We start from the raw sequence: 17,678 nt of genomic DNA on the forward strand, positions 1-17,678 counted from the left end.
CAGTCTCGACGGTTGAAGGGTCAGCAGCAGGGGGAAGTGTTGAGTGGACGGTCGCCCATCGCGGCAAGGCGAGTGCTGTTGCCTGCAAGCCAGTCGGCGTTTGCCAGCAAGGTTGTCTCGAGAACGTCGCGAACCCATGTGGGCAGATCAGGGTTGAGTCGGTAATACACCCACTGCCCCTGGCGGCGGTCGAGAAGCAGGCCGCAGCCGCGAAGCTGGGCAAGATGGCGGGAAATCTTCGGCTGACTGTCGTCCAGGGCGCAGACCAGCTCACACACGCATAACTCGCCTTCACGAGTGATGAGCAAGGTGGCCCGGGCGCGGGTTTCGTCGGACAGGCATTTGAATACGGCGGCAGGATTGAGCATTGGCGTGGTTCGATACATGTGGTTATTCGAATATACGGTTTTCCATATGTATTGTGCAAGCTGCCCGGGTTCCAGAAGGGGAAGGCTCGGCCAGGCCAGATTGTATGAGATAGACTCCAGCCAATTCGGCACAAGACACAGGAGAGGTGATGAATGGAATCATTTAGCGTACGCGAGCTGAAAATGAGTGACGCTCAAGCATTGCTGGCTTTCGAAATCCGGAACCGTGAATGGTTCGAATCCCATATCGATGCGCGCGAGCCTTCTTTTTACTCGTCACAGGGTGTCGCCGATCATATCGAAAGCTATTTGTCCGGTTTTGCTGTCGGCGCCTGGCACCCGTTTGTCATCGAGGATTCCAGCCAGAGAATCGTTGGTCGAGCCAATCTGAAAAGCATCGACCCGTCGACGGGGTCTGCGCAAGTCGGCTATCGAATCGATCAGCGCGCATGCGGGCAGGGGCTGGCTACACTGGCGTTGAGGCATCTGATACAGCAAGCCAGGGCGCGCTGGGGGCTTACGCAACTGGTTGCCTTTGTCTACAAGGAAAACCTGGGCTCAAGAAAAGTCCTTGGTCGCTGCGGGTTCCAACTGGAACAACCCTCCTGCAACGAAAACACGGGGAACGAAGACCGGTTCGTCCTGTTGATCTAGACAAGATCCCCCTGCGATTGCGAGCGTCGGCAGCAGGGCGGTGACACCCCGGTCACTCCTGCTGCGCCTGATCTTCAGGCACCTCTTTCCAGCTGTCATCCGGATCAAAGCGCTTCATCGCTTTCGCCAGTTTTTCACCACCGGGCCCCAGGTCTTTCTCGAACACCTGTCCTTCATGGCTGATCATGAAACTCATCACCCCGGTGTCGTTGTATGTCGCCGGCCAGGCGATCAACGCAAAGCCCCGGCTCATCTTGTCACCGATGAGGTAGCTGTAGGCGCCACCCGGCGCCGAAGGACCCTGACCATGCAGGATGCGGAAGCGGTATCCATGCCACTCTTCGTCGGCAATGGCTTTGCCGAACGAAGGCCCCAGCGGGCTGATCTGGTCGCTGTCGTCCTCCACCCAATAGAGTCCGTCGTGCTTGCCGGGGGTGCTGACGATTTTCTGCGCATACTCGAGCGCGCCGTCACCATCACGATCGACTGACGCGTAGTCCATCTGGGCGTCGTGATAGGCCAGTACCGATTGCACGGCGGCCAGTTCATTGCGGCCGATTTGACGAGTACGGATCTCGGCACTGCCGGCCTTCATGTCGAAGCGCCAACCGCTGGCGTCTTTTGTCATGGGGATGGGCAGTGTCCAGTTCTTGCTGCCGACCGCCAGGATTGCCTTGCGCTCGCTGGCTTTTTCAATGTGATGTTGCTCGTGGTACTGCTGCAAAAACGCATCCACGTCTTCGCGCTGCACGCCTTCACGGGGAATGTAGCTGTGCCAGTTGCTGCCCAGCAGCTCGGTCAGGCGGGCCTGGTCGGAGTGTTCCGTGCCCAGTGCTTCGACGAAGGCTTCTGCGGCTTTTTCTGGCGTTGGAAAAGCCTGCTGCGCCGTCGCCATGCACGACCACAAAAAGCCGGCAGCTATCGCAAGGACATGCGGGAGCAAGCCCGTCAGTCCCTTCACTCGAGGATGGTTGTTCAACGGCGGCCCCCCCTTTGACGCGCTGGTGGATTGGACGGCCGGCTGATCTGGTGACCGGCCGATCGCGAGGCACTGGGGCGTTGGGCGGATGCCTGGCTGGCCCGGCCACGATTGGCCTGGAGGTTGGCCTGGGACGGTGAACGTGCGCCGGCGAAGGCATTGTTGCGGGCACTGCCGGCACTGGCGGCTGGCCGTTTATTCGCCGTTTGACGCGTCTGCGCCTGGCCCTCTCTGCGCTGATTCAGCTGAGCGCCCTGGTTCCGGGACTGCAGATTGCCTTCAGCAGCCTGTCTGCGGGGTTGCTGGTTTTCCCGGGTGTTTCTGGCAGTGCCCTGGCCTCTGTCAGCCGCTTTTGGTCTGTCTGCGCCGGCCTGTAACCGATTGCCGCCCGCGGTTCCGGACTCTAGTTTTCGTGCTTGCTCGCGGGCCTGGAGGTTGCTGGTGGCAGGTCGTTCGATACCGTGCCTGTCCATTGAGTTGCGGGCATTTTCTCGCGCCTGGGCGCGCTGGGCATTGTCCCCGCGATAGGCGTCACGCTGATTGGCACCGTTGAGTTGGCGACCGTACTGTGCGCGGCTCGCGCTGTCTCGATAGGGCACGCCATTGCGATGCACCGGGTTGTGCTGCCATTTGTTCTGGTTATTGGTGATCCGGTTATTGGCATTGATGTTGTTGTAGCGATTGACGTCGATATCGACGTCGTTATTGCCCCAGTCACATTCACCCCACAACGCCCCGACGATGGCCACGCCAGTACCAAACGCCAGCCCGGCCATCAAGGCCTGGCCGGGGTAGTAGGCGGGTGGCGGTGGGTAGTACGCGGGCGGCGATGCCGGGTAGGCCCAGGTGCCGTAGGTGGTAGTCGGGTTGTAGGTGGGTACGTACACCACCTGCGGATCGGAAGGCTGGATGATGATGGTGGAGTTGCTGGCAGGGGCCGGAGCCGGTTCAGGGGCTGGAGCCGGTGCCTGGGTTGTGGTCGCGGGGGCCGGTGCCGGCGCTGGCGCCGCGACATTCTGGATCGTCACGTTCTGATACTGGTTGCTCTGCAGGTTGCCAGCCGCCTGCGCCTGATGGCGCAAGCGCTGTACACCGTTCATGAGATCGTCGGGCTGGGCCAGGAAGGCATCACCCAGGCGTTGGACCCAGACGGGATCCTGTCCCAGGGTTGCCAGAACCTGCGGGAAGGCGACAAGCGCCTGCACACTCGGGTCCCAGGGCTGGCTTGCCACTTGTTTGACCGCATCATCGCCCTTGGCGTCCGGGTGTGCCTTGGACCAACTGACCGCCTCGCCGACTTCCCCAGGGTAGGTAGTGGCCATCAGTACCTGTGCCAACAACGGGTCCGGGTACAGCGCAATGGGCGCCAGCATTTGATCCAGCTGTTCCTGGGTAAACACGGGATCTTTGGCTGGCGCGGTCACGGGCGCTGTATCGGCCGCGGGTGCCGGTGCGGCGGTGGTGGTCGCATCCGCAGCCTGTGCCAGGCAGGAAGATCCACTCAAAAAAAGTACGGCTGACAACGCGTAAAAAAATGGAGCGCGCATTGCACCTCCTATGTGGTCAGGCAGGCTTGAAATGAGTGAGTCAATACACGGGTGGTGAGAGCTGACTATGCAAGCCACAGAGCTCAGCTTCGTTACAGCTTCCTAATGGTAGCAGTTGATTTGAACAATCAAGGTTGCCTTGAAAACTGCGTCAATCCGATCACTGGGCGCTGGCATCGCTTTCGTGCTCTTCGGCGAATGCCATGAATACCTCCAGGTCCAGCACATCCAGTTTGATCTGGGCGATGAACGCCGAGAAGGCCAGATTGGCCGCCAGCAGGCGCAGGTCCGAGGCCCAGGCCGGAAGGTAGGTAGGCCCCTTGAGCCAGCCGGACTCGAACAGCGGCGCCAGGCGCACGGTGTCCCCCAGGCTGAGGCGCCCGGCAAACAAATGCCCCACCAGTTCCGGCCGGTTATCGCGAATTGCAATGCGCAGCAGGGTGTGAACGCCGAGCAGCCCGGTCAGGTAGGCGGCGTCCTTGGTAAACGCCGAACCACCCCGCAGGTCGGCGCCGCGAAATACCCGTTGGGTTGAGCGGAAGGATTCTTCTTGCGACTGCCCGGCCGCCAGAAAGCCTTCGAACACCTGGATGAAATCGGCACCCTCCAGCGCCTGCTGGACGGCCAGTACGCGCAGGGCCAGGCGACGCAGGCGGTTGATGTCCATGCTGCCGGTGAACAGTTCGGCCAGGGTGGCAATGCCCTCCTGGGTCTGGGTGGTGCGGGGCGCTCCCAGGCCGAGGCTTGTGAGGTTGGGCTGCCGCGCGCCGTTTTGTGCGGTGGCGACATGCACGAAGGCCTCGTGTTGCAACAGCTGGTTTTTGTCCAGCTCCGAGAACAGCGCGCTGGCCCGCAGGCGAATGCGGCTCGATCCGGCGATGGCCTTGGCGGCCAGGTTTGGATCGAGCACGACCGTGATCTGTCCGGCACCGAAAAAGCGGTCCAGTTCCGGTTGAATCCAGGCGGCGAACGCCTTGGCCGGAATCTCGGCCGGGCTGGGTGGAATGCGCGCACCGCCGAGCAGGGCGTCGGTGGTCTTGAGGAAGAAACGGGCGGCGTCGAGCATGCTCAGTTGCAAGCGCGTGTAGTAGAAGTCCGGGCGCCGGTACAGTGCTGACGAATATTGCGTGAACGCAGGCGTGCCAATGGCCCCCAGCATGTGGCCGGCGGTGGCATAGCTACGGGCGGTCATGGCGAGGAAATTCCCTGCCGGATGCCCTACATCGCAACGGCCGATAAAGGTTTCCAGGGCGGCGATGTCGGCGCTGTGGTCGCGGGGCTGCAACTCGACCTTGGGTAGCTGCGCCCGCCCGCCACGCCATTTCGCCAGGAAGTCTTCCTCGACCCCATCGGGCCATGACAGGGCATCGAGCACGCGGATCTTGCGGGTCAGACCGGGCAGGGCGGCATCGAGTTCGGACAGGTCGGCGGCACTCATGGATATCTTCCTGAGAGACGAAGTGGCGTTACGAAAGCTTAGTCGTCGCGCGCGGTTACGTGTTGAGCTGGCGAGCCGCCCGGGCAAAGTCGATGAATGCCTTGAGCGCTGCGGGCACATGACGGCGGCTCGGGTAATACAGGTGCAGGCCCGGATAGTAAGGGCACCAATCGGCCAGCACCTGGATCAAGCGATGACTGGAAAGATGCCCGCTGACCATGTCCTCGAACACATAGGCCAGGCCGACGCCTTGCAGCGCCGGGCCGATCATCAGGCTGACATCGCCGAGGGTGAGCGGGCCGCTGACTTCGATTTCCTGGGCGATCCCGCCGCGTTCGAACTCCCATCGGTACATCGAGCCGCTGGGGAAGCGATGGCGGATGCACGGCAGGCCATGCAAGTCCTCGGGTTGGTGCGGTGCGACATGCCGTTCGAAGAATGCCGGCGAGCCGACGACCACCGAGCGCATGTTCGGCCCAATGGGCAGTGAGATCATGTCGGCTTCCAGACGGTTGCCAAATCGTACGCCTGCGTCGAAACCGCCGGCCACCACGTCCACCAGGGCGTCACTCTCGACGATCTCCAGGCGGATATCCGGATACGCCTGCAAGAACTGACTGACGATCGGTAGCAGCACCAGCTCACACGCCTGTCGACCTGCCGTTATGCGCAGGTTGCCCGAGGGTTTGTCGCGAAAGTTATTGAGGTCCTCCAGTGCATCATCGATGTCACGAAAGGCCGGTTTCAGCCGGGCGTAAAGTCGCTCCCCTGCGTCGGTCAAGGCCACGCTGCGGGTGGTGCGGTTGAACAGCCGTACCCCCAGGCGATTCTCCAGGGCGCGCAATGAGTGACTCAAGGCCGAGGGTGTGAAGCCAAGCTCCACGGCCGCACGACTGAAGTTCAGGTGCCGGGCGATGCACAGGAAAATCGACAGGTCGGCGGTGGAGGGGGATTTCATTTGTGAGTACCTTTCACAAAGTCATGCAAAATTGCTGGGATTATCACATCAGTATCACGGGCTTAAAGTCGCATCAACTCATCAAGAAAGCCTGGCAATGTCGCCCGGCTCGCTGACAGGAGGAGTTGAAATGCGTACCTGGTTCATTACTGGCGCTTCCCGTGGTTTTGGCACCCTCATCGCAGAACACGCCCTGCGTGCCGGCGACGCCGTTATTGCCACTGCCCGCAATCCACAAGACATCACTGACCGCTTGGGTGATCACCCGAGCCTGCTCGCCGTGCGGCTGGACGTCACCCGCGAGGAAGAGGCGCATCAGGCTGTCGCAGCAGGCATCAAGCGTTTCGGGCGCATTGACGTGCTGATCAACAATGCCGGTTTCGGTGTGCTGGGCGCGGTGGAGGAGACCAGCGCCAGCGAAACGCAGCGCCTGTTCGCCACCAACGTGTTCGGCCTGCTCAACGTCACTCGCGCCGTGCTGCCGCACATGCGTCGCCAGCGTAGTGGCCATGTCATCAACATCTCGTCGATTGGCGGCTATCAGGCCTACATGGGCTGGGGCGTCTACGGTTCCACCAAGTTTGCGGTGGAGGGCATCACCGAAGCACTGCATCAGGAACTGGCGCCTTTGGGCATCCATGCGACAGTCGTCGAACCGGGGTTTTTCCGCACCGACTTCCTCGATGAGCAGTCGCTGATCAAGACCGCCCTGGAACTGCCGGACTACGACGAAACTGTCGGCAAGATGCGCCAATATGCTGAAGGCGCCAACCATGCGCAGCCTGGCGATCCGGTGAAGTTTGCCGAAGCGATGCTCGCACTGGTTAACGCCCCGAAACCTCCGCAACGTCTGGCGCTGGGCAGCGACACCGTGGCACGCATCGAGGCGAAAAACCGCTTTGTGGAGGCGGAATTGACCGAATGGAAGGCGTTGGCGCTGTCCACCGACTTCGAGGTCTGAGGCGGCGGTGTAACGGTCGATTCAACAGGTTTCGCAAAAACCGGGCGGGTCCCGGTTTTTGCGTTTGCGAAGAGTGGTGCGCGCCTGCGCTTACTCCATCACCGGCGCCGGTTCTTCATTGGCCTGGGCTTTTGGCGTCTTGATAATCAGCAACAACGGCATGACCGCCAGTGACAACAGCATCAGCAGCTTGAAGTCGTCCACGTAGGCGACCCAGCTGGCTTGCACGGTGACCAATGCGTCCAGGGTCGCGCGGCCGGAGGCGGCCATCGGGTCCAGGTAACTCTTGATCGCACCCGCGTCGAAGGCGCGGTTGAAGGGTGTGACGTAGGCACCGATCTGCTCATGGTTGGCCTGGATGTTCTGGGTGAGCAGCACGGTCACGATGGAGATCCCGACGCTGGAACCGACATTTCGCGACAAGCTGTAAAGCCCGGTGCCTTCGGCGCGCAAGGCAGCGGGCAGGGTCGCGAAGGCCACCGTGGTCAATGGCACAAACAACATGCCCAGGCTGGTGCCCTGGATGAAACCGACCCAGATGACGGTTTGCATCGACACGTCAGGTGTCCAGCCGGTCATCAGCCCCATCGACAGCGCCGACAACCCCAGGCCCGTCAGCAATAAAAGGCGGGTATCGACTTTGCCCAGCAGTCGGCCGGCAAGGAACATGGTCAGCATCGTGCCCAGGCCACGCGGACCCATCACCATGCCAGCGGTCAGCACCGGATAGCCCATCAGGGTTTGCAGGTAAGGGGTCATCAGCGCCAGTGAGGCGAGGTAGGTGATGCCGACGATAAAAATAAAGACCACGCTGATCGAGAAGTTACGATCCTTGAACAGCTGCGGGCTGATAAAGGGCGTGTCGGTGGTGAAGGTGTGGACCACAAACACATACAGGGCGACAGTGGCCACTATCGCTTCGACGAGGATTTCACCGGAAGCGAACCAGCCGAGTTGCTCACCCCGGTCCAGGAACAGTTGCAGGGCCATGATCGCCACGCTCAGCGAACCAAAGCCGAGCCAGTCCAGGCGGGTCGAGGTGTCGGTGGTGGTTTCGCTGACGTAGTAGACGATCCCGGCCAGCGCCAATAAACCAATGGGCAAATTGATGAAGAATACCCAACGCCAGCTGAAATTCTCGGTCAACCAGCCGCCGAGCATCGGGCCCAGTACGGGCCCAACCATGACCGACACGCCGAACAGCGCCATGGCTGAGCCGCGTTCCTTGAGGCTGTAGATGTCCAGCAGAATGCCCTGGGACAGCGGCACCAGTGCCGCGCCAGCCAGGCCCTGCAGCAGGCGGGCGAGGATGATTTCTTCCAGCGACTGCGCCAGGCCGCAAAGGATCGACGAGATCACGAAGCCGATAATCGCCCACAGCAGCACCCGTTTACGCCCGAAGCGCCGGGCCAGAAACGCCGACGGCGGCGTCATGATTGCGGCGGCGACAATGTAGGAGGTCAGCACCCAGTTGATCTGGTCCGAACTGGCCGAGATGCTGCCTTGCATGTAGGGCAGGGCGACGTTGGCGATGGTGGTGTCGAGCGCTTGCATGATCACCGCCAGCACGACACAAGCGGTGATCATCCCGCGATGGGCCACCGGCTCGGTCGGTGCAGGGTTATTCATGGGCCAGAGCCGGGGCCGGGACCTTGCTCGCCAGCAGCCCCGAGAACAGGTGCGGCAGGCCACGTGCCGAACCGGTATCGATTTCTGCCTGCACACTCATGCCGGTGCGCAGCGGCGGTTTTTCCGCGGCATCATCGATGCTGATGCGCACGGGAATCCGTTGCACGACCTTGACCCAATTGCCCGTGGTGTTTTGCGCAGGCAGCAACGAGAAGCTTGAGCCCGACGCCGGACTGATGCTGTCGACGGTGCCGTGCCACTGCACGCCGGGATAGCTGTCGACGCTGATCTCGACGGACTGACCGGGTTTCATGTGGGTCAGTTCGGTTTCCTTGGGTGACGCAGCGACCCACAGGTGGTCGGCCGACACCAGGCTGATGCCCGATTGTGGCGGTTGCAGGTAGGAGCCGACCTGCAGCGAGTCAACGTTGGTCACGACCCCGTCGAACGAAGCCCTGACCACTGAGTTGTCCAGGTTGCGCTGCGCTTCGTCGACGGCGGCCTGGGCGATCAAATAAGTGGACTGTCGTTCGACGGGGGTGTCGATGTTCCCGCCCAATTGCGCCAGCACCATTTGTGCCGTGGCCCTGGCCACGGTGATTTTTTGCCGGGTACTGTCCAGCGCGTGCTTGGCATCGTCGTAGTTGGTTCTGGACACTGCCGAGACGCTGAGCAGGGTTTGCTGGCGCTGGAAGCTGGCCTGGTAGTACGCGAGGTCGATTTGTGCCTGGTCGATTTCGGCCTGCGCCTGCTTGTAATTGGCCTGGAGATTGAGGACCTGGTTACGCACATTGCTCAGTTGCGCCCTGGCACTGGCCAGCGCGATCTCAAAGGGCTCGGGCTTGAGGGTGAACAGGACTTGACCTTTGACCACCCGCTGGTTGTCTTTGACATCGACCGAGGCGACCAGCCCCGAGACATCGGTGGAGACGCCGACTCGATCGGCCTGTATGTAGGCATTGTCGGTGGAAATGATTTGCCCGCCGGTGACATACAAATAGCCGCCGACTACCAACGCGATGGGTAGCAAGGCAAAGAGCGTGGTACGCACGAGTTGCCGTCTCTCAATCATGACGATGCTCCTGTTCTTCAACGGGAAGACTGCAGGCTTCGATCAGGTTGGACCTCATCCGCTTCATCATCTGCAGCAGTAGTTGTTCCTCCTCGGCAGAGAATCCACGCGTGGCTTCCTGGCGGGTCGTTCGGCCCATGTCACGCATCAGTTCCAGCAGTGGATGGGCCTGCTCCGTCAAAAACAGCAGGGACAGGCGTCGATCCGTAGGGTGACGACGGCGCTCGACCAATCCGCGCTCGGCCATCTTGTCCAGCAGACGCACGAGAGTGATCGATTCCAGTTCCAGTAAATCCGCGAGGCCTTTTTGATGGATACCCTCATTGGTCGACAGCATGGCCAGCACTTGCCATTGCGAGCGAGTGAGGCCGACATGTCGCGCGCGTTGCTCGAACCGCTTGCGCATCAGCCGGGCGCTGTCATGCAGGGCAAAACCAAGGGTCAATGTGTCAGTCATGGAGGAATCTGCTGCGCTAGAGTTAGCTCATCATAGTTGAGCTTGTAATTAGTCAGCTATCTATATTTGCGAGATAATTCAGGTGAATCGATTCAATGAACAATCAAAACCCCCTGTAGGAGCTGGCTTGCCAGCGATGGGGTTTTTACCTTCAACAGAGATGTTGGGCGGTATATGGCTATCGCTGGCAAGCCAGCTCCTACAGGGGGCCGTGTGGAGGTTCAAAGCCTGTTCGACGCGGCCTCAGAGCAGGCTCCACGACACCCCGACGTACATCGCCATGCCCTCACCGGGCGTGGATCGTGCCGCGTCCAGCCCTTTGTCGTCGTAGCCGGGCGTGACCGTGGCGGCATAGTGCTTGTCGGTCAGGTTGCGCAGGTCCAGCCAGGTCTGCCAGTCACCCTTGGGCGCGTTGTAGCCCAGGGTCGCGCCGAATATGGCGTAGGGATCGGCGTAGTAGCTGTTGGCGTAATCGACCGCCACTTTCGACACCCTTTGCGTGTTGAATGCGGCGAAAAAGCCCTGGGGCCAGTCGTAGCGCAGTTCGCCCTGGTAATAGTGCATCGGCAGGCCGGGCAGGCGGTTGTCGCCGAAGCGGTCATCGTCGCGGTAGTGGAAGTCACTGAAGGTATAGCTCTGGCGTAGGCTCAACTGGCCGCCATCGTCCGGCGACCAGAGGGGGCTCAGCAGGCTGGCTTCCACGCCCTGGTGCACGGTGGGGCTGGCATTGAGTTCGTAGGGCGTGGTGGCGTTGGCGTCCGGCAACACCGAAAGCAGTTCGTGGTGCACCTGGGCGTAGTACCAGGCCAGGCTCCACTGCCCCAGCGTGCTGTCACCGCGACCGCCGATTTCCAGGGTGGTGGCGGTCTGGTTTTGCAGCTTGACCGGATCACGCTGGGCGCCTGTGGCGGGGCCGTTGCCTGCCGGGAATCGAATGTTCGAGCTATAGATCAACGACCACGGGTGCGGTGCTTCGACCGAGCGACTGAGATTGCCGAACAGTTGCAGCTCGGGTGTCAGCTGATAGCGCAGACCGACGCGCGGGGCGTAGTCCCAGTCGTGCAGGCTGGTCTTGCCGCCCGCTTGCGGGTAGGTGACATCGCTTTCACGGCGGGTGTAGATGGCGGCGAGGCCGGTGGTCAGCCACAGGTCGTCGGCGATCTCCAGGTCATTGGCCACATGCAGGACGCTGTCCGAACCCTGGTAAGTGAAGTTGCGAATCAACGTGCCCGGCGCATAGCCGGCGGTGTTGCCGGTGGGGATGCGTACGAACTCGCTGGCGCCGGCATTGGGCAGGTGTCTGGTTGTTCGCAGACCCACTGTGCTGACGCTTTCCAGGCCCCAGAGCGTGTCGCGACGCTTGTAGTCGAACGTGCCGCTGACATCCGTGTACGCGACCTTCAGACGATGGGGCCCTTCACGCAAATCCATTGGGTAGTCGTGGTAGACAAGGCCGGTCTGGATGCTTGAATCGTCATCGATGTAGTAGGTGGTCTTGTTGCCGATAAAGGTGCTGCCCGGTTCGTCGCGGCGGTCGTCCCGCGCCACGTAAGCAGGGTTGGCCGCCTTTGGGTCGTGCTCGATGGAGTGCTTGGTCACCCGTCCCGCGAGATCGTTATCCGTCTCGCGGTGGCGCAGGTAGAAGCGCGTTTCCAGGTTCGGGTTGAAGCGATAACCGAAGTTGGCGATCACGCCCTGGCTCTCGCTGGCCGTGTGGTCCTGATAGCCGTCGGCGTTCGCATCGGTCATGGACACGTAGTAATCGAAGTCACCCAGTACCTGTCCGGAGCTGACCTGGCGCTGCTGATAACCGTGACTGCCCGTTGCGTAGCGCACCTGCAGCTTCGGCGCGTCGTAGCCGGTGTGACTGACGTAATCGATGGCCCCGCCCAAGGCCAGGGCGCCGCGGTCGAAACCGTTGGCGCCGCGCAGCACTTCCACATGGTCGACCCACAGCGGCTCCAGCAATTCATAGGGCGTGCCGCCAGGGCCGGTCAGCGGCAGGCCGTCGAGCAGGGTGTACAGCCCCGAGGCATGGGCGCCCGGGGCGCGGTTGATGCCCGAACCACGGATCGAGATCTTCACCCCTTCGTTGCCCGCCGACTGGGCGTAGATCCCCGGCTGGTAAGCCAGTACATCCTGGTTGCTGGCGACGCGACCCTGCAGCGGGCGACGCATGTCGACCACATTGGTGCCGCCGGGCACCTGGGCCAGCCGGGCCTTGGCGTCCTCGATCACCTGGTCTTCATCACTCTGGTCCTCAGCCCCGATCAACACTTGCCCCAGTTCCAGGCCCTGAGCCTCGGTCATGACCGGACAAACAAGGGCCAGGCCCAGCAGGGCAGCGGGCAAGTATTCAGGCGAGGACATGGGGAAAACTCCAACGTGCGGGAACGGGCAATGAACAGTGCGACGCAAGAAGGAACGAAGGGAGCACATGGCAATTTTGTTTTTTTGTGTCCGCCAAGGGCTGGCGGCTACCGGTTCAGCAGAGGTGCCAACAATGCGCACATACCGCGCCAGTGCGAACCCTCCCAGTAAACCCGTTGGCAGGCATCGCAGCGCAGGAAGTGCGAATAGAGGGCGCCAATGCGTGGGGGCACTTGCAGCCGAGCCAGTTCCGGGCTGATCTCGTGCAGCGGCAGGTTGCAATGAAGGCACAGGCTGAATGGCCGCGCGCTACGCGCCAGGTCGAGGCGCTCGTACAGTTCGCGCAACTGCAGCGACGGTTTCAGGGCATGCACATAACAGCCGTGGCTGATGATTCGCCGCTTGAGCAGGTCGCGGTCGCGGGTTAGCACGATGCGCCCTTGCTGCGCAGCGATCCCGGCGATCTCGCCATCTTCGAAGCCATTGTCGTAGAGCGTATCGAAGCCGCTCATGCGTAGCAGGCTGGCCAGCCCGCCAAGGTGCGCATCAGCGACGAAACGCAGCACCCGTAAAGGTTGCGCACGAACCTTCAGCAGCGGGCTGATGTCCAGCGCTTCGAACTTGGGGTACACCGCCAGCCGGTCACTGTCGAGGATCACTCGCTCGAAGCTCACCGACTCGCCGTTGAGCAACACCAGTTCGACCTCGGTGTGCGGCACCCCGAGCGCCTCGATCATGTGCTTGACCGTTGCCCCTCGCGCGCACTCGCAGGTGAAAGATTGCCGCCGCCGTTCGGCCGGCAGGAAATCGTTGAGTTCCTCATAGAAGCGGAAAGTTGCACGGGTCATGCTCAACAGTATGGCTGTTCACACTGCAATTCACATCTTGTAGCCAATCTGCCGCAACAGGTTCTTGCGCCACAGGATGTCGTCATCGTCTTCGATGTCATTGGCACAGAAGCCATCCACCACGCCCAGGATGGCTCGACCTTGTTCCGTCTCGGCGAGAATCACTTCGGTTGGGTTGGCGGTTGCACAAAAAATACGGCAAACCTCTGGCACCATTTTGATGGTGTTCAACACGTTCAGCGGATAGAAACCGTCGCCCAGGAAAATGATGAAGCTATGGCCTGCGGCGATGGCTTTCGCATTTTTCTGTGCCAGTTCAATCATTGAGGTGTCGGTGCCAGACCATCGCACCAGGCATTTGCCAGAGGCTTCACAAAAGGCCACGCCAAACTGGATACCTGGCACGGCATTGACCAGCGCTTCGTGGATGTCCTCTACGGATTTGATGAAGTGCGTCTGACCCAGAATGAAGTTCGTCATTTCAGGCTTATCGATTTTCCACGTGATGAGTTGCATCTCAAACGCCTCCTGTCACGATGTTGCTAGCAGAGTCTGGCAACAAACCAAGCATAGCTACTGGCTATTTCTCAGCCAGCAGGGAGTCTTCGATTTCCTGTGCGACAAGGCTTTGTATTCGCCACATATTACGGTCCCGAATGCCATGCTCCTCCAGCATTGTCACAGTCCGGAACAGGTATTGGGCCGCCGAGCCCCAGTGCCCGGCTGCACGGGCCAATACATGGGCGATCTTTTCCATGGGCAACTTTCCGGCATAGGCCATTCCGTCGCGTGCTGCGACAAAGGCTAATGCACGCACTATCCCGGACTCGGTTTTAACCGAAATCCAGCGCGGAACATTGGTCGGTGGGTTGGCGTCTATTTCCCGGACCATCAACAGTCCCAATTGCTTGAAATGGTCTTGCGCTGGAAGCCGGTATGCCAACCCGTTGCAGCTTCCGCCCCGGTCGAGGGCCAACATCAGGGCTGGCAGTTCGCGCGTGCCGCGCCAGCGAGTGAGTTTGAGGCAGAACGAACGATGCCAGCCGAAGGCTGTGGCGCTACGACTCTCCAGAAAATCGAACTCCGGATTCCAGATAAGTGAGCCATAAGCAAAGATCCAAAGCTCTTGCGGTTTGTATTCGGACAGCAGTGCCTCCACCATCGCATCAAACTCTGCTTCGGTGTGTTCGCTCGTGCCCGGTTCGGGGCCGGGATCGGGCTCAAAACGCTCAACGCGAGCGACAAGTTCCGCCGTCAGGTTTCGTCCTTTAGCGGGCCTGGTTCTCAGGGGTGCCATACCGGCCCTCCCACGATGGGTAAACATTGAACTCCTGATCAGAGTTTTTTCAGGAAACCCAGTAGCAACTCATTGACCTCGGTCGCGCGTTCTCGCTGTATCCAGTGGCCGGCACCTTCAAGGAGATGGCACCCGCGCAGTCCTGGCAGTGTCTGCGCGAAGGCTTCGATCTGCCGCACGGAGCCCGGAAACTTCAGTACGGCGTCGCGGCTTCCGGCAATGAACATCGACGGCTGCCGGATAACGCAACCGCGCCAGGGCGCCAGCAGTGCCCATGAGCGTGTCATGTTGCGGTACCAGTTCAAGCCGCCGCGAAATCCGCTGCGGGTGAATTCGCGGGTGTAGTAGGCGATGTCCTCCAGGCTCAGCCAGGCTGGCAAGGTTTCGGGTTCGATCATCTCCCCCAGGAAGCCTTTGCCCGGCTGCAGTTGGCCGAACACAGGCCCATCGGGTCCGTCACCCGAGCCATTGAAGTAGATGCGCCGGATCGACGACTCGACGTCCCTTTCCAGCTCGGCCTCGGCCACACCCGGCGTCTGGAAATACTGGATGTAGAAGTCGCTGATACCCCGCGAGGCAAGCGCACTCAGGAGCTCCACGCGCCCCGGTGGCGAGAAGGGGACACTCATGCCGACCACTGCGCGGAACATATCGGGTCGCATCAATGCGGCGCTCCAGGCCACCAGTGCGCCCCAGTCATGACCGATGATCACGGCTTGCTGTTCACCGAGTGTGTTGACCAACTCCACCATGTCGCCTACCAGGTGGAGTGTGGTGTAGGCGTCGGGTTCGGCCGGCGCTTCCGTGCCGCCATAGCCACGCATGTCGGGCGCGACCGCTCGGTAGCCGGCGGCCGCCAGCGCAGCAAGCTGATTGCGCCACGAGTACCACAGCTCCGGGAAACCGTGGCATAGCAGGACCAACGGGCCTGAGCCCTGGGTGGCTACCTGCATGCGAATACCATTGATGTCGAGTATTTCGAGGTGTGGTTCGTTCATGTGCGCTCCCTGCAATTCAAACGATGGACTCCAGCAACCGCGGCAGACTCGCCAGAGCCTGCTGCTTGCTGACTGAGAGCCGATGTAGCTGGGCCAGTTTCGCGGTGTCGGTTTCTTGCAAGCCCCTGACCACCGCAGTGAGAAAGTACAAGCGTGACTGCCTGATCCAGCGGGTCAGGCCTTCATACTCTCCCCAGCGTAGTTGGTTGCTCAGGTTGACCGCCCACATTCTGATCCAGTCCGTGGGGATGTGAGGCGGGGGGACCATGGCGCAAAGGGCGTTCATTTCCGCCTGATCGGCCAGATGGCTTTCGACATAAGCGATCAACGCCGCGCTGAACAAGGGTTGGCAGCTGCTTAGCATCAACAGGTTAATCTTGTTCCCATCAAACACCGTCATATCAGGCAGTGTCGGGATGGCACTGGCGCTGCAGTCAATATGCAGAGCATTTGGACTCGTGGCGATGCTGCCCTGTTCGAGCACGATGCGCGTTGGCTCGATAACCCGTACCTTGCCCAGGCGCACAATGTTGTCGATGCGTCGAAGCTCACGTAACTCTGCCTGTGTGACGGTGGCGCAGCGGTAAGCAGTGGGTTCGACGGACTTATCCATGCGCAGGAGCTGGCCCGACGCCTCAAGCCTGGAGAACAGGTCAGGGATCGAGTCTGCGGCTGCGATGGCCTCGAATTGTGCCGTGAGGCCACCGATTGTTCGTTCGAAGTTTTCGAGGCCCGGTTGCAGGTTGACCCGGTCGATCAGCCACGGATCGCTCGGCATGATCCAGCAGATTTTGGCAGGCGCAATGCCGTTTTGCAGACACCACAGGCAAGCGTCGATCCCGGTCTTGCCCGATCCCACCACTACGTAGCTGGAATGTGGGTGCTGGATCTTCGGCAGATTGTTCAGTGGCATGCATTGCACGCCGGGCTCCACCCTGTACCTGGGCGGGTGGGTCGAGGGCACTTCCGTCTGGGTATGGGTGGCGTCTACCACCTTTTTATGGACCCGGACCTGATGGTTTGCTCCGCTGAGTAGCGAGGTAAAGCGGTGGTCTTCAATGCGGTCGCCGGTGTAGTTGCACATGGGGAAGTAACGGACCCGACCTGACGGCAGAAACTGCTGGTTCATCACCTGGTCGTAGTAGCTCACCACCTCGGCGCCGGAGGCCAGCTCATACAAGCCTTCGTTCAGTTGCGCATGGTCTTTCGTCCCGCTGCCCAGTTCCCGTGAGTTGACGCCATAGAAGGCCGAGGGCTGGTGTAATCGGACAAAAGGGTAGGCATCATTCCAGTGCCCGCCTGGTCGGTCGTGTCGATCCACCATCACGATGCGTGCATTCGTTTCCTTGAGTAGTGTATCGACGAAAGCCATGGCCATCGCGCCAGCACCGATGACCAGATAGTCGGTTTCGATCAGATTTTCGTCCATATGCTTTCGCCTTTCTGAAGGTTGCTCCCTTTGACCTCACTAGATTAGCTACCAATACCTGGCCCTATAGAACGAATGCTCCTCAATCAAATAACTGATGGAATTAATGACTGCAGATCGGGTTATAACTCACCAGTCGCTGCCGATTTTGCTGTTTCGATCCCTTGGTCACACTCATGCGCCGTAACCAACGGCTATGCCGATGAGTGCGAGAAAGCAGACCAACTGAACGCAAAAGAAGGTAAACCGTACCGCCACGAACGTGTTGGTTTGCTCATGGGATACGTGAACCAGCGACTGGCCCACACGAGCGATCAGGACGAGAGTGGACAAGTAGTTCACTGCAGAACCATTGATATCAAGGGCTGAAATCACGAACACGATGACGCCAAAGACAGGCAGGTTTTCCACACAGTTGGCGTGCGCCCTTGTCCCGCGCCGATACCAATCCTCACCTTCGAGCTGGTCGCTGCGAAAAGAGGCAATCGGAACACTCGAGAACAAGATGGCGACCCAGCGATAAACCCCGACGGTGGCCATCAACAACAGCAAAGTCCAGGTCGCAAACCCAAGCAGCATCCACATCGGTATCGTCATGGCCGCCATCCTCAACAGATCAATATCAGTTGGTCTTCCCACAGCGCGCGGCCGACGGGCAGTCAGTCGCGCGCGG

Annotated in this window: 17 protein-coding genes; 2 read left to right on the forward strand and 15 right to left on the reverse strand. The window is 60.6% G+C overall.

Annotated elements, in window-relative coordinates; translation table 11 throughout:
• Window positions 1-20: 20 nt before the first annotated feature.
• Entirely contained in the window at window positions 21-368 is a 348-nt protein-coding gene (locus tag B0D71_RS00695) for a metalloregulator ArsR/SmtB family transcription factor (RefSeq protein ID WP_103393013.1), read from the reverse strand.
• Between the two features lie 153 nt (window positions 369-521).
• On the opposite strand from B0D71_RS00695, the gene B0D71_RS00700 reads away from it, so the two are divergent.
• On the forward strand, window positions 522-1,022 hold the full coding sequence (locus B0D71_RS00700) for a GNAT family N-acetyltransferase (RefSeq protein WP_103393014.1): 501 nt from the start codon (window positions 522-524) through the stop codon (window positions 1,020-1,022).
• 52 nt (window positions 1,023-1,074) lie between these two features.
• Here the strand turns inward: B0D71_RS00700 and B0D71_RS00705 are convergent, their stop codons facing one another.
• The 4 genes from B0D71_RS00705 to B0D71_RS00720 form a co-directional block, all read right to left on the reverse strand.
• Window positions 1,075-1,917 carry a DUF2950 domain-containing protein gene (locus B0D71_RS00705; RefSeq protein WP_103393015.1) on the reverse strand — a complete coding sequence of 281 codons (843 nt, stop codon included), beginning with the start codon at window positions 1,915-1,917 and terminating at the stop codon, window positions 1,075-1,077.
• 80 nt (window positions 1,918-1,997) lie between these two features.
• Window positions 1,998-3,548, reverse strand: coding sequence for a DUF3300 domain-containing protein (locus B0D71_RS00710; RefSeq protein ID WP_103393016.1), 1,551 nt, complete (start codon window positions 3,546-3,548; stop codon window positions 1,998-2,000).
• A gap of 160 nt (window positions 3,549-3,708) precedes the next feature.
• The gene (locus B0D71_RS00715; protein ID WP_103393017.1) at window positions 3,709-4,986 is read right to left on the reverse strand and encodes a peptidase MATCAP family protein; all 1,278 of its coding nucleotides are present in this window, start codon (window positions 4,984-4,986) and stop codon (window positions 3,709-3,711) included.
• 55 nt (window positions 4,987-5,041) lie between these two features.
• A complete protein-coding gene (locus B0D71_RS00720; RefSeq protein WP_103393018.1) occupies window positions 5,042-5,944 on the reverse strand; it encodes a LysR family transcriptional regulator in 903 nt (300 codons plus the stop codon).
• Between the two features lie 130 nt (window positions 5,945-6,074).
• On the opposite strand from B0D71_RS00720, the gene B0D71_RS00725 reads away from it, so the two are divergent.
• Window positions 6,075-6,905, forward strand: a complete 831-nt coding sequence (locus B0D71_RS00725; RefSeq protein WP_103393019.1) for an oxidoreductase — start codon at window positions 6,075-6,077, stop codon at window positions 6,903-6,905.
• Between the two features lie 90 nt (window positions 6,906-6,995).
• Here B0D71_RS00725 and B0D71_RS00730 read toward each other — a convergent pair whose 3' ends face one another.
• From B0D71_RS00730 to B0D71_RS00775, 10 genes are all read right to left on the reverse strand, one after another.
• Entirely contained in the window at window positions 6,996-8,534 is a 1,539-nt protein-coding gene (locus B0D71_RS00730) for a DHA2 family efflux MFS transporter permease subunit (protein ID WP_103393020.1), read from the reverse strand.
• Entirely contained in the window at window positions 8,527-9,606 is a 1,080-nt protein-coding gene (locus B0D71_RS00735) for an HlyD family secretion protein (RefSeq protein ID WP_240635649.1), read from the reverse strand. Before B0D71_RS00735 ends, B0D71_RS00730 begins: the two co-directional genes overlap by 8 nt.
• Window positions 9,599-10,063: a MarR family winged helix-turn-helix transcriptional regulator gene (locus B0D71_RS00740; RefSeq protein ID WP_103393021.1), complete on the reverse strand. Its 465-nt coding sequence runs from the start codon at window positions 10,061-10,063 to the stop codon at window positions 9,599-9,601. The genes B0D71_RS00735 and B0D71_RS00740 overlap by 8 nt, the downstream gene beginning before the upstream one ends.
• A gap of 243 nt (window positions 10,064-10,306) precedes the next feature.
• Entirely contained in the window at window positions 10,307-12,433 is a 2,127-nt protein-coding gene (locus tag B0D71_RS00745) for a TonB-dependent receptor family protein (protein ID WP_103393022.1), read from the reverse strand.
• A gap of 107 nt (window positions 12,434-12,540) precedes the next feature.
• A complete protein-coding gene (locus tag B0D71_RS00750) occupies window positions 12,541-13,281 on the reverse strand; it encodes a Mut7-C RNAse domain-containing protein (protein ID WP_103393023.1) in 741 nt (246 codons plus the stop codon).
• 30 nt (window positions 13,282-13,311) lie between these two features.
• On the reverse strand, window positions 13,312-13,797 hold the full coding sequence (locus B0D71_RS00755; RefSeq protein ID WP_103393024.1) for an adenosine-specific kinase: 486 nt from the start codon (window positions 13,795-13,797) through the stop codon (window positions 13,312-13,314).
• A 64-nt stretch (window positions 13,798-13,861) separates the two neighbouring features.
• Window positions 13,862-14,578 carry a gamma-glutamylcyclotransferase gene (locus B0D71_RS00760; protein ID WP_103393989.1) on the reverse strand — a complete coding sequence of 239 codons (717 nt, stop codon included), beginning with the start codon at window positions 14,576-14,578 and terminating at the stop codon, window positions 13,862-13,864.
• Window positions 14,579-14,616: 38 nt separating this feature from the next.
• Window positions 14,617-15,576: an alpha/beta fold hydrolase gene (locus B0D71_RS00765; protein WP_103393025.1), complete on the reverse strand. Its 960-nt coding sequence runs from the start codon at window positions 15,574-15,576 to the stop codon at window positions 14,617-14,619.
• A gap of 16 nt (window positions 15,577-15,592) precedes the next feature.
• Entirely contained in the window at window positions 15,593-17,005 is a 1,413-nt protein-coding gene (locus tag B0D71_RS00770) for an NAD(P)-binding protein (RefSeq protein ID WP_103393026.1), read from the reverse strand.
• 174 nt (window positions 17,006-17,179) lie between these two features.
• Window positions 17,180-17,602 (reverse strand): MAPEG family protein, encoded by a 423-nt coding sequence (locus B0D71_RS00775; protein WP_103393990.1) that lies wholly within the window; start codon window positions 17,600-17,602, stop codon window positions 17,180-17,182.
• Between the last annotated feature and the right edge of the window lie 76 nt (window positions 17,603-17,678).

Origin of the sequence: Pseudomonas laurylsulfativorans, from assembly GCF_002906155.1 — a bacterium.
Lineage (GTDB): Bacteria > Pseudomonadota > Gammaproteobacteria > Pseudomonadales > Pseudomonadaceae > Aquipseudomonas > Aquipseudomonas laurylsulfativorans.

Bases quoted from the DNA above. Each gene is read 5' to 3' on its own strand.
- B0D71_RS00700 (WP_103393014.1), top strand. From the start codon at position 522: ATGGAATCATTTAGCGTACGCGAGCTGAAAATGAGTGACGCTCAAGCA.
- B0D71_RS00770 (WP_103393026.1), bottom strand. From the start codon at position 17,005: ATGGACGAAAATCTGATCGAAACCGACTATCTGGTCATCGGTGCTGGC.
- B0D71_RS00755 (WP_103393024.1), bottom strand. From the start codon at position 13,797: ATGCAACTCATCACGTGGAAAATCGATAAGCCTGAAATGACGAACTTC.
- B0D71_RS00765 (WP_103393025.1), bottom strand. From the start codon at position 15,576: ATGAACGAACCACACCTCGAAATACTCGACATCAATGGTATTCGCATG.
- B0D71_RS00760 (WP_103393989.1), bottom strand. From the start codon at position 14,578: ATGGCACCCCTGAGAACCAGGCCCGCTAAAGGACGAAACCTGACGGCG.
- B0D71_RS00715 (WP_103393017.1), bottom strand. From the start codon at position 4,986: ATGAGTGCCGCCGACCTGTCCGAACTCGATGCCGCCCTGCCCGGTCTG.
- B0D71_RS00745 (WP_103393022.1), bottom strand. From the start codon at position 12,433: ATGTCCTCGCCTGAATACTTGCCCGCTGCCCTGCTGGGCCTGGCCCTT.
- B0D71_RS00730 (WP_103393020.1), bottom strand. From the start codon at position 8,534: ATGAATAACCCTGCACCGACCGAGCCGGTGGCCCATCGCGGGATGATC.
- B0D71_RS00775 (WP_103393990.1), bottom strand. From the start codon at position 17,602: ATGACGATACCGATGTGGATGCTGCTTGGGTTTGCGACCTGGACTTTG.
- B0D71_RS00710 (WP_103393016.1), bottom strand. From the start codon at position 3,548: ATGCGCGCTCCATTTTTTTACGCGTTGTCAGCCGTACTTTTTTTGAGT.
- B0D71_RS00725 (WP_103393019.1), top strand. From the start codon at position 6,075: ATGCGTACCTGGTTCATTACTGGCGCTTCCCGTGGTTTTGGCACCCTC.
- B0D71_RS00750 (WP_103393023.1), bottom strand. From the start codon at position 13,281: ATGACCCGTGCAACTTTCCGCTTCTATGAGGAACTCAACGATTTCCTG.
- B0D71_RS00735 (WP_240635649.1), bottom strand. From the start codon at position 9,606: ATGATTGAGAGACGGCAACTCGTGCGTACCACGCTCTTTGCCTTGCTA.
- B0D71_RS00720 (WP_103393018.1), bottom strand. From the start codon at position 5,944: ATGAAATCCCCCTCCACCGCCGACCTGTCGATTTTCCTGTGCATCGCC.
- B0D71_RS00695 (WP_103393013.1), bottom strand. From the start codon at position 368: ATGCTCAATCCTGCCGCCGTATTCAAATGCCTGTCCGACGAAACCCGC.
- B0D71_RS00705 (WP_103393015.1), bottom strand. From the start codon at position 1,917: ATGGCGACGGCGCAGCAGGCTTTTCCAACGCCAGAAAAAGCCGCAGAA.
- B0D71_RS00740 (WP_103393021.1), bottom strand. From the start codon at position 10,063: ATGACTGACACATTGACCCTTGGTTTTGCCCTGCATGACAGCGCCCGG.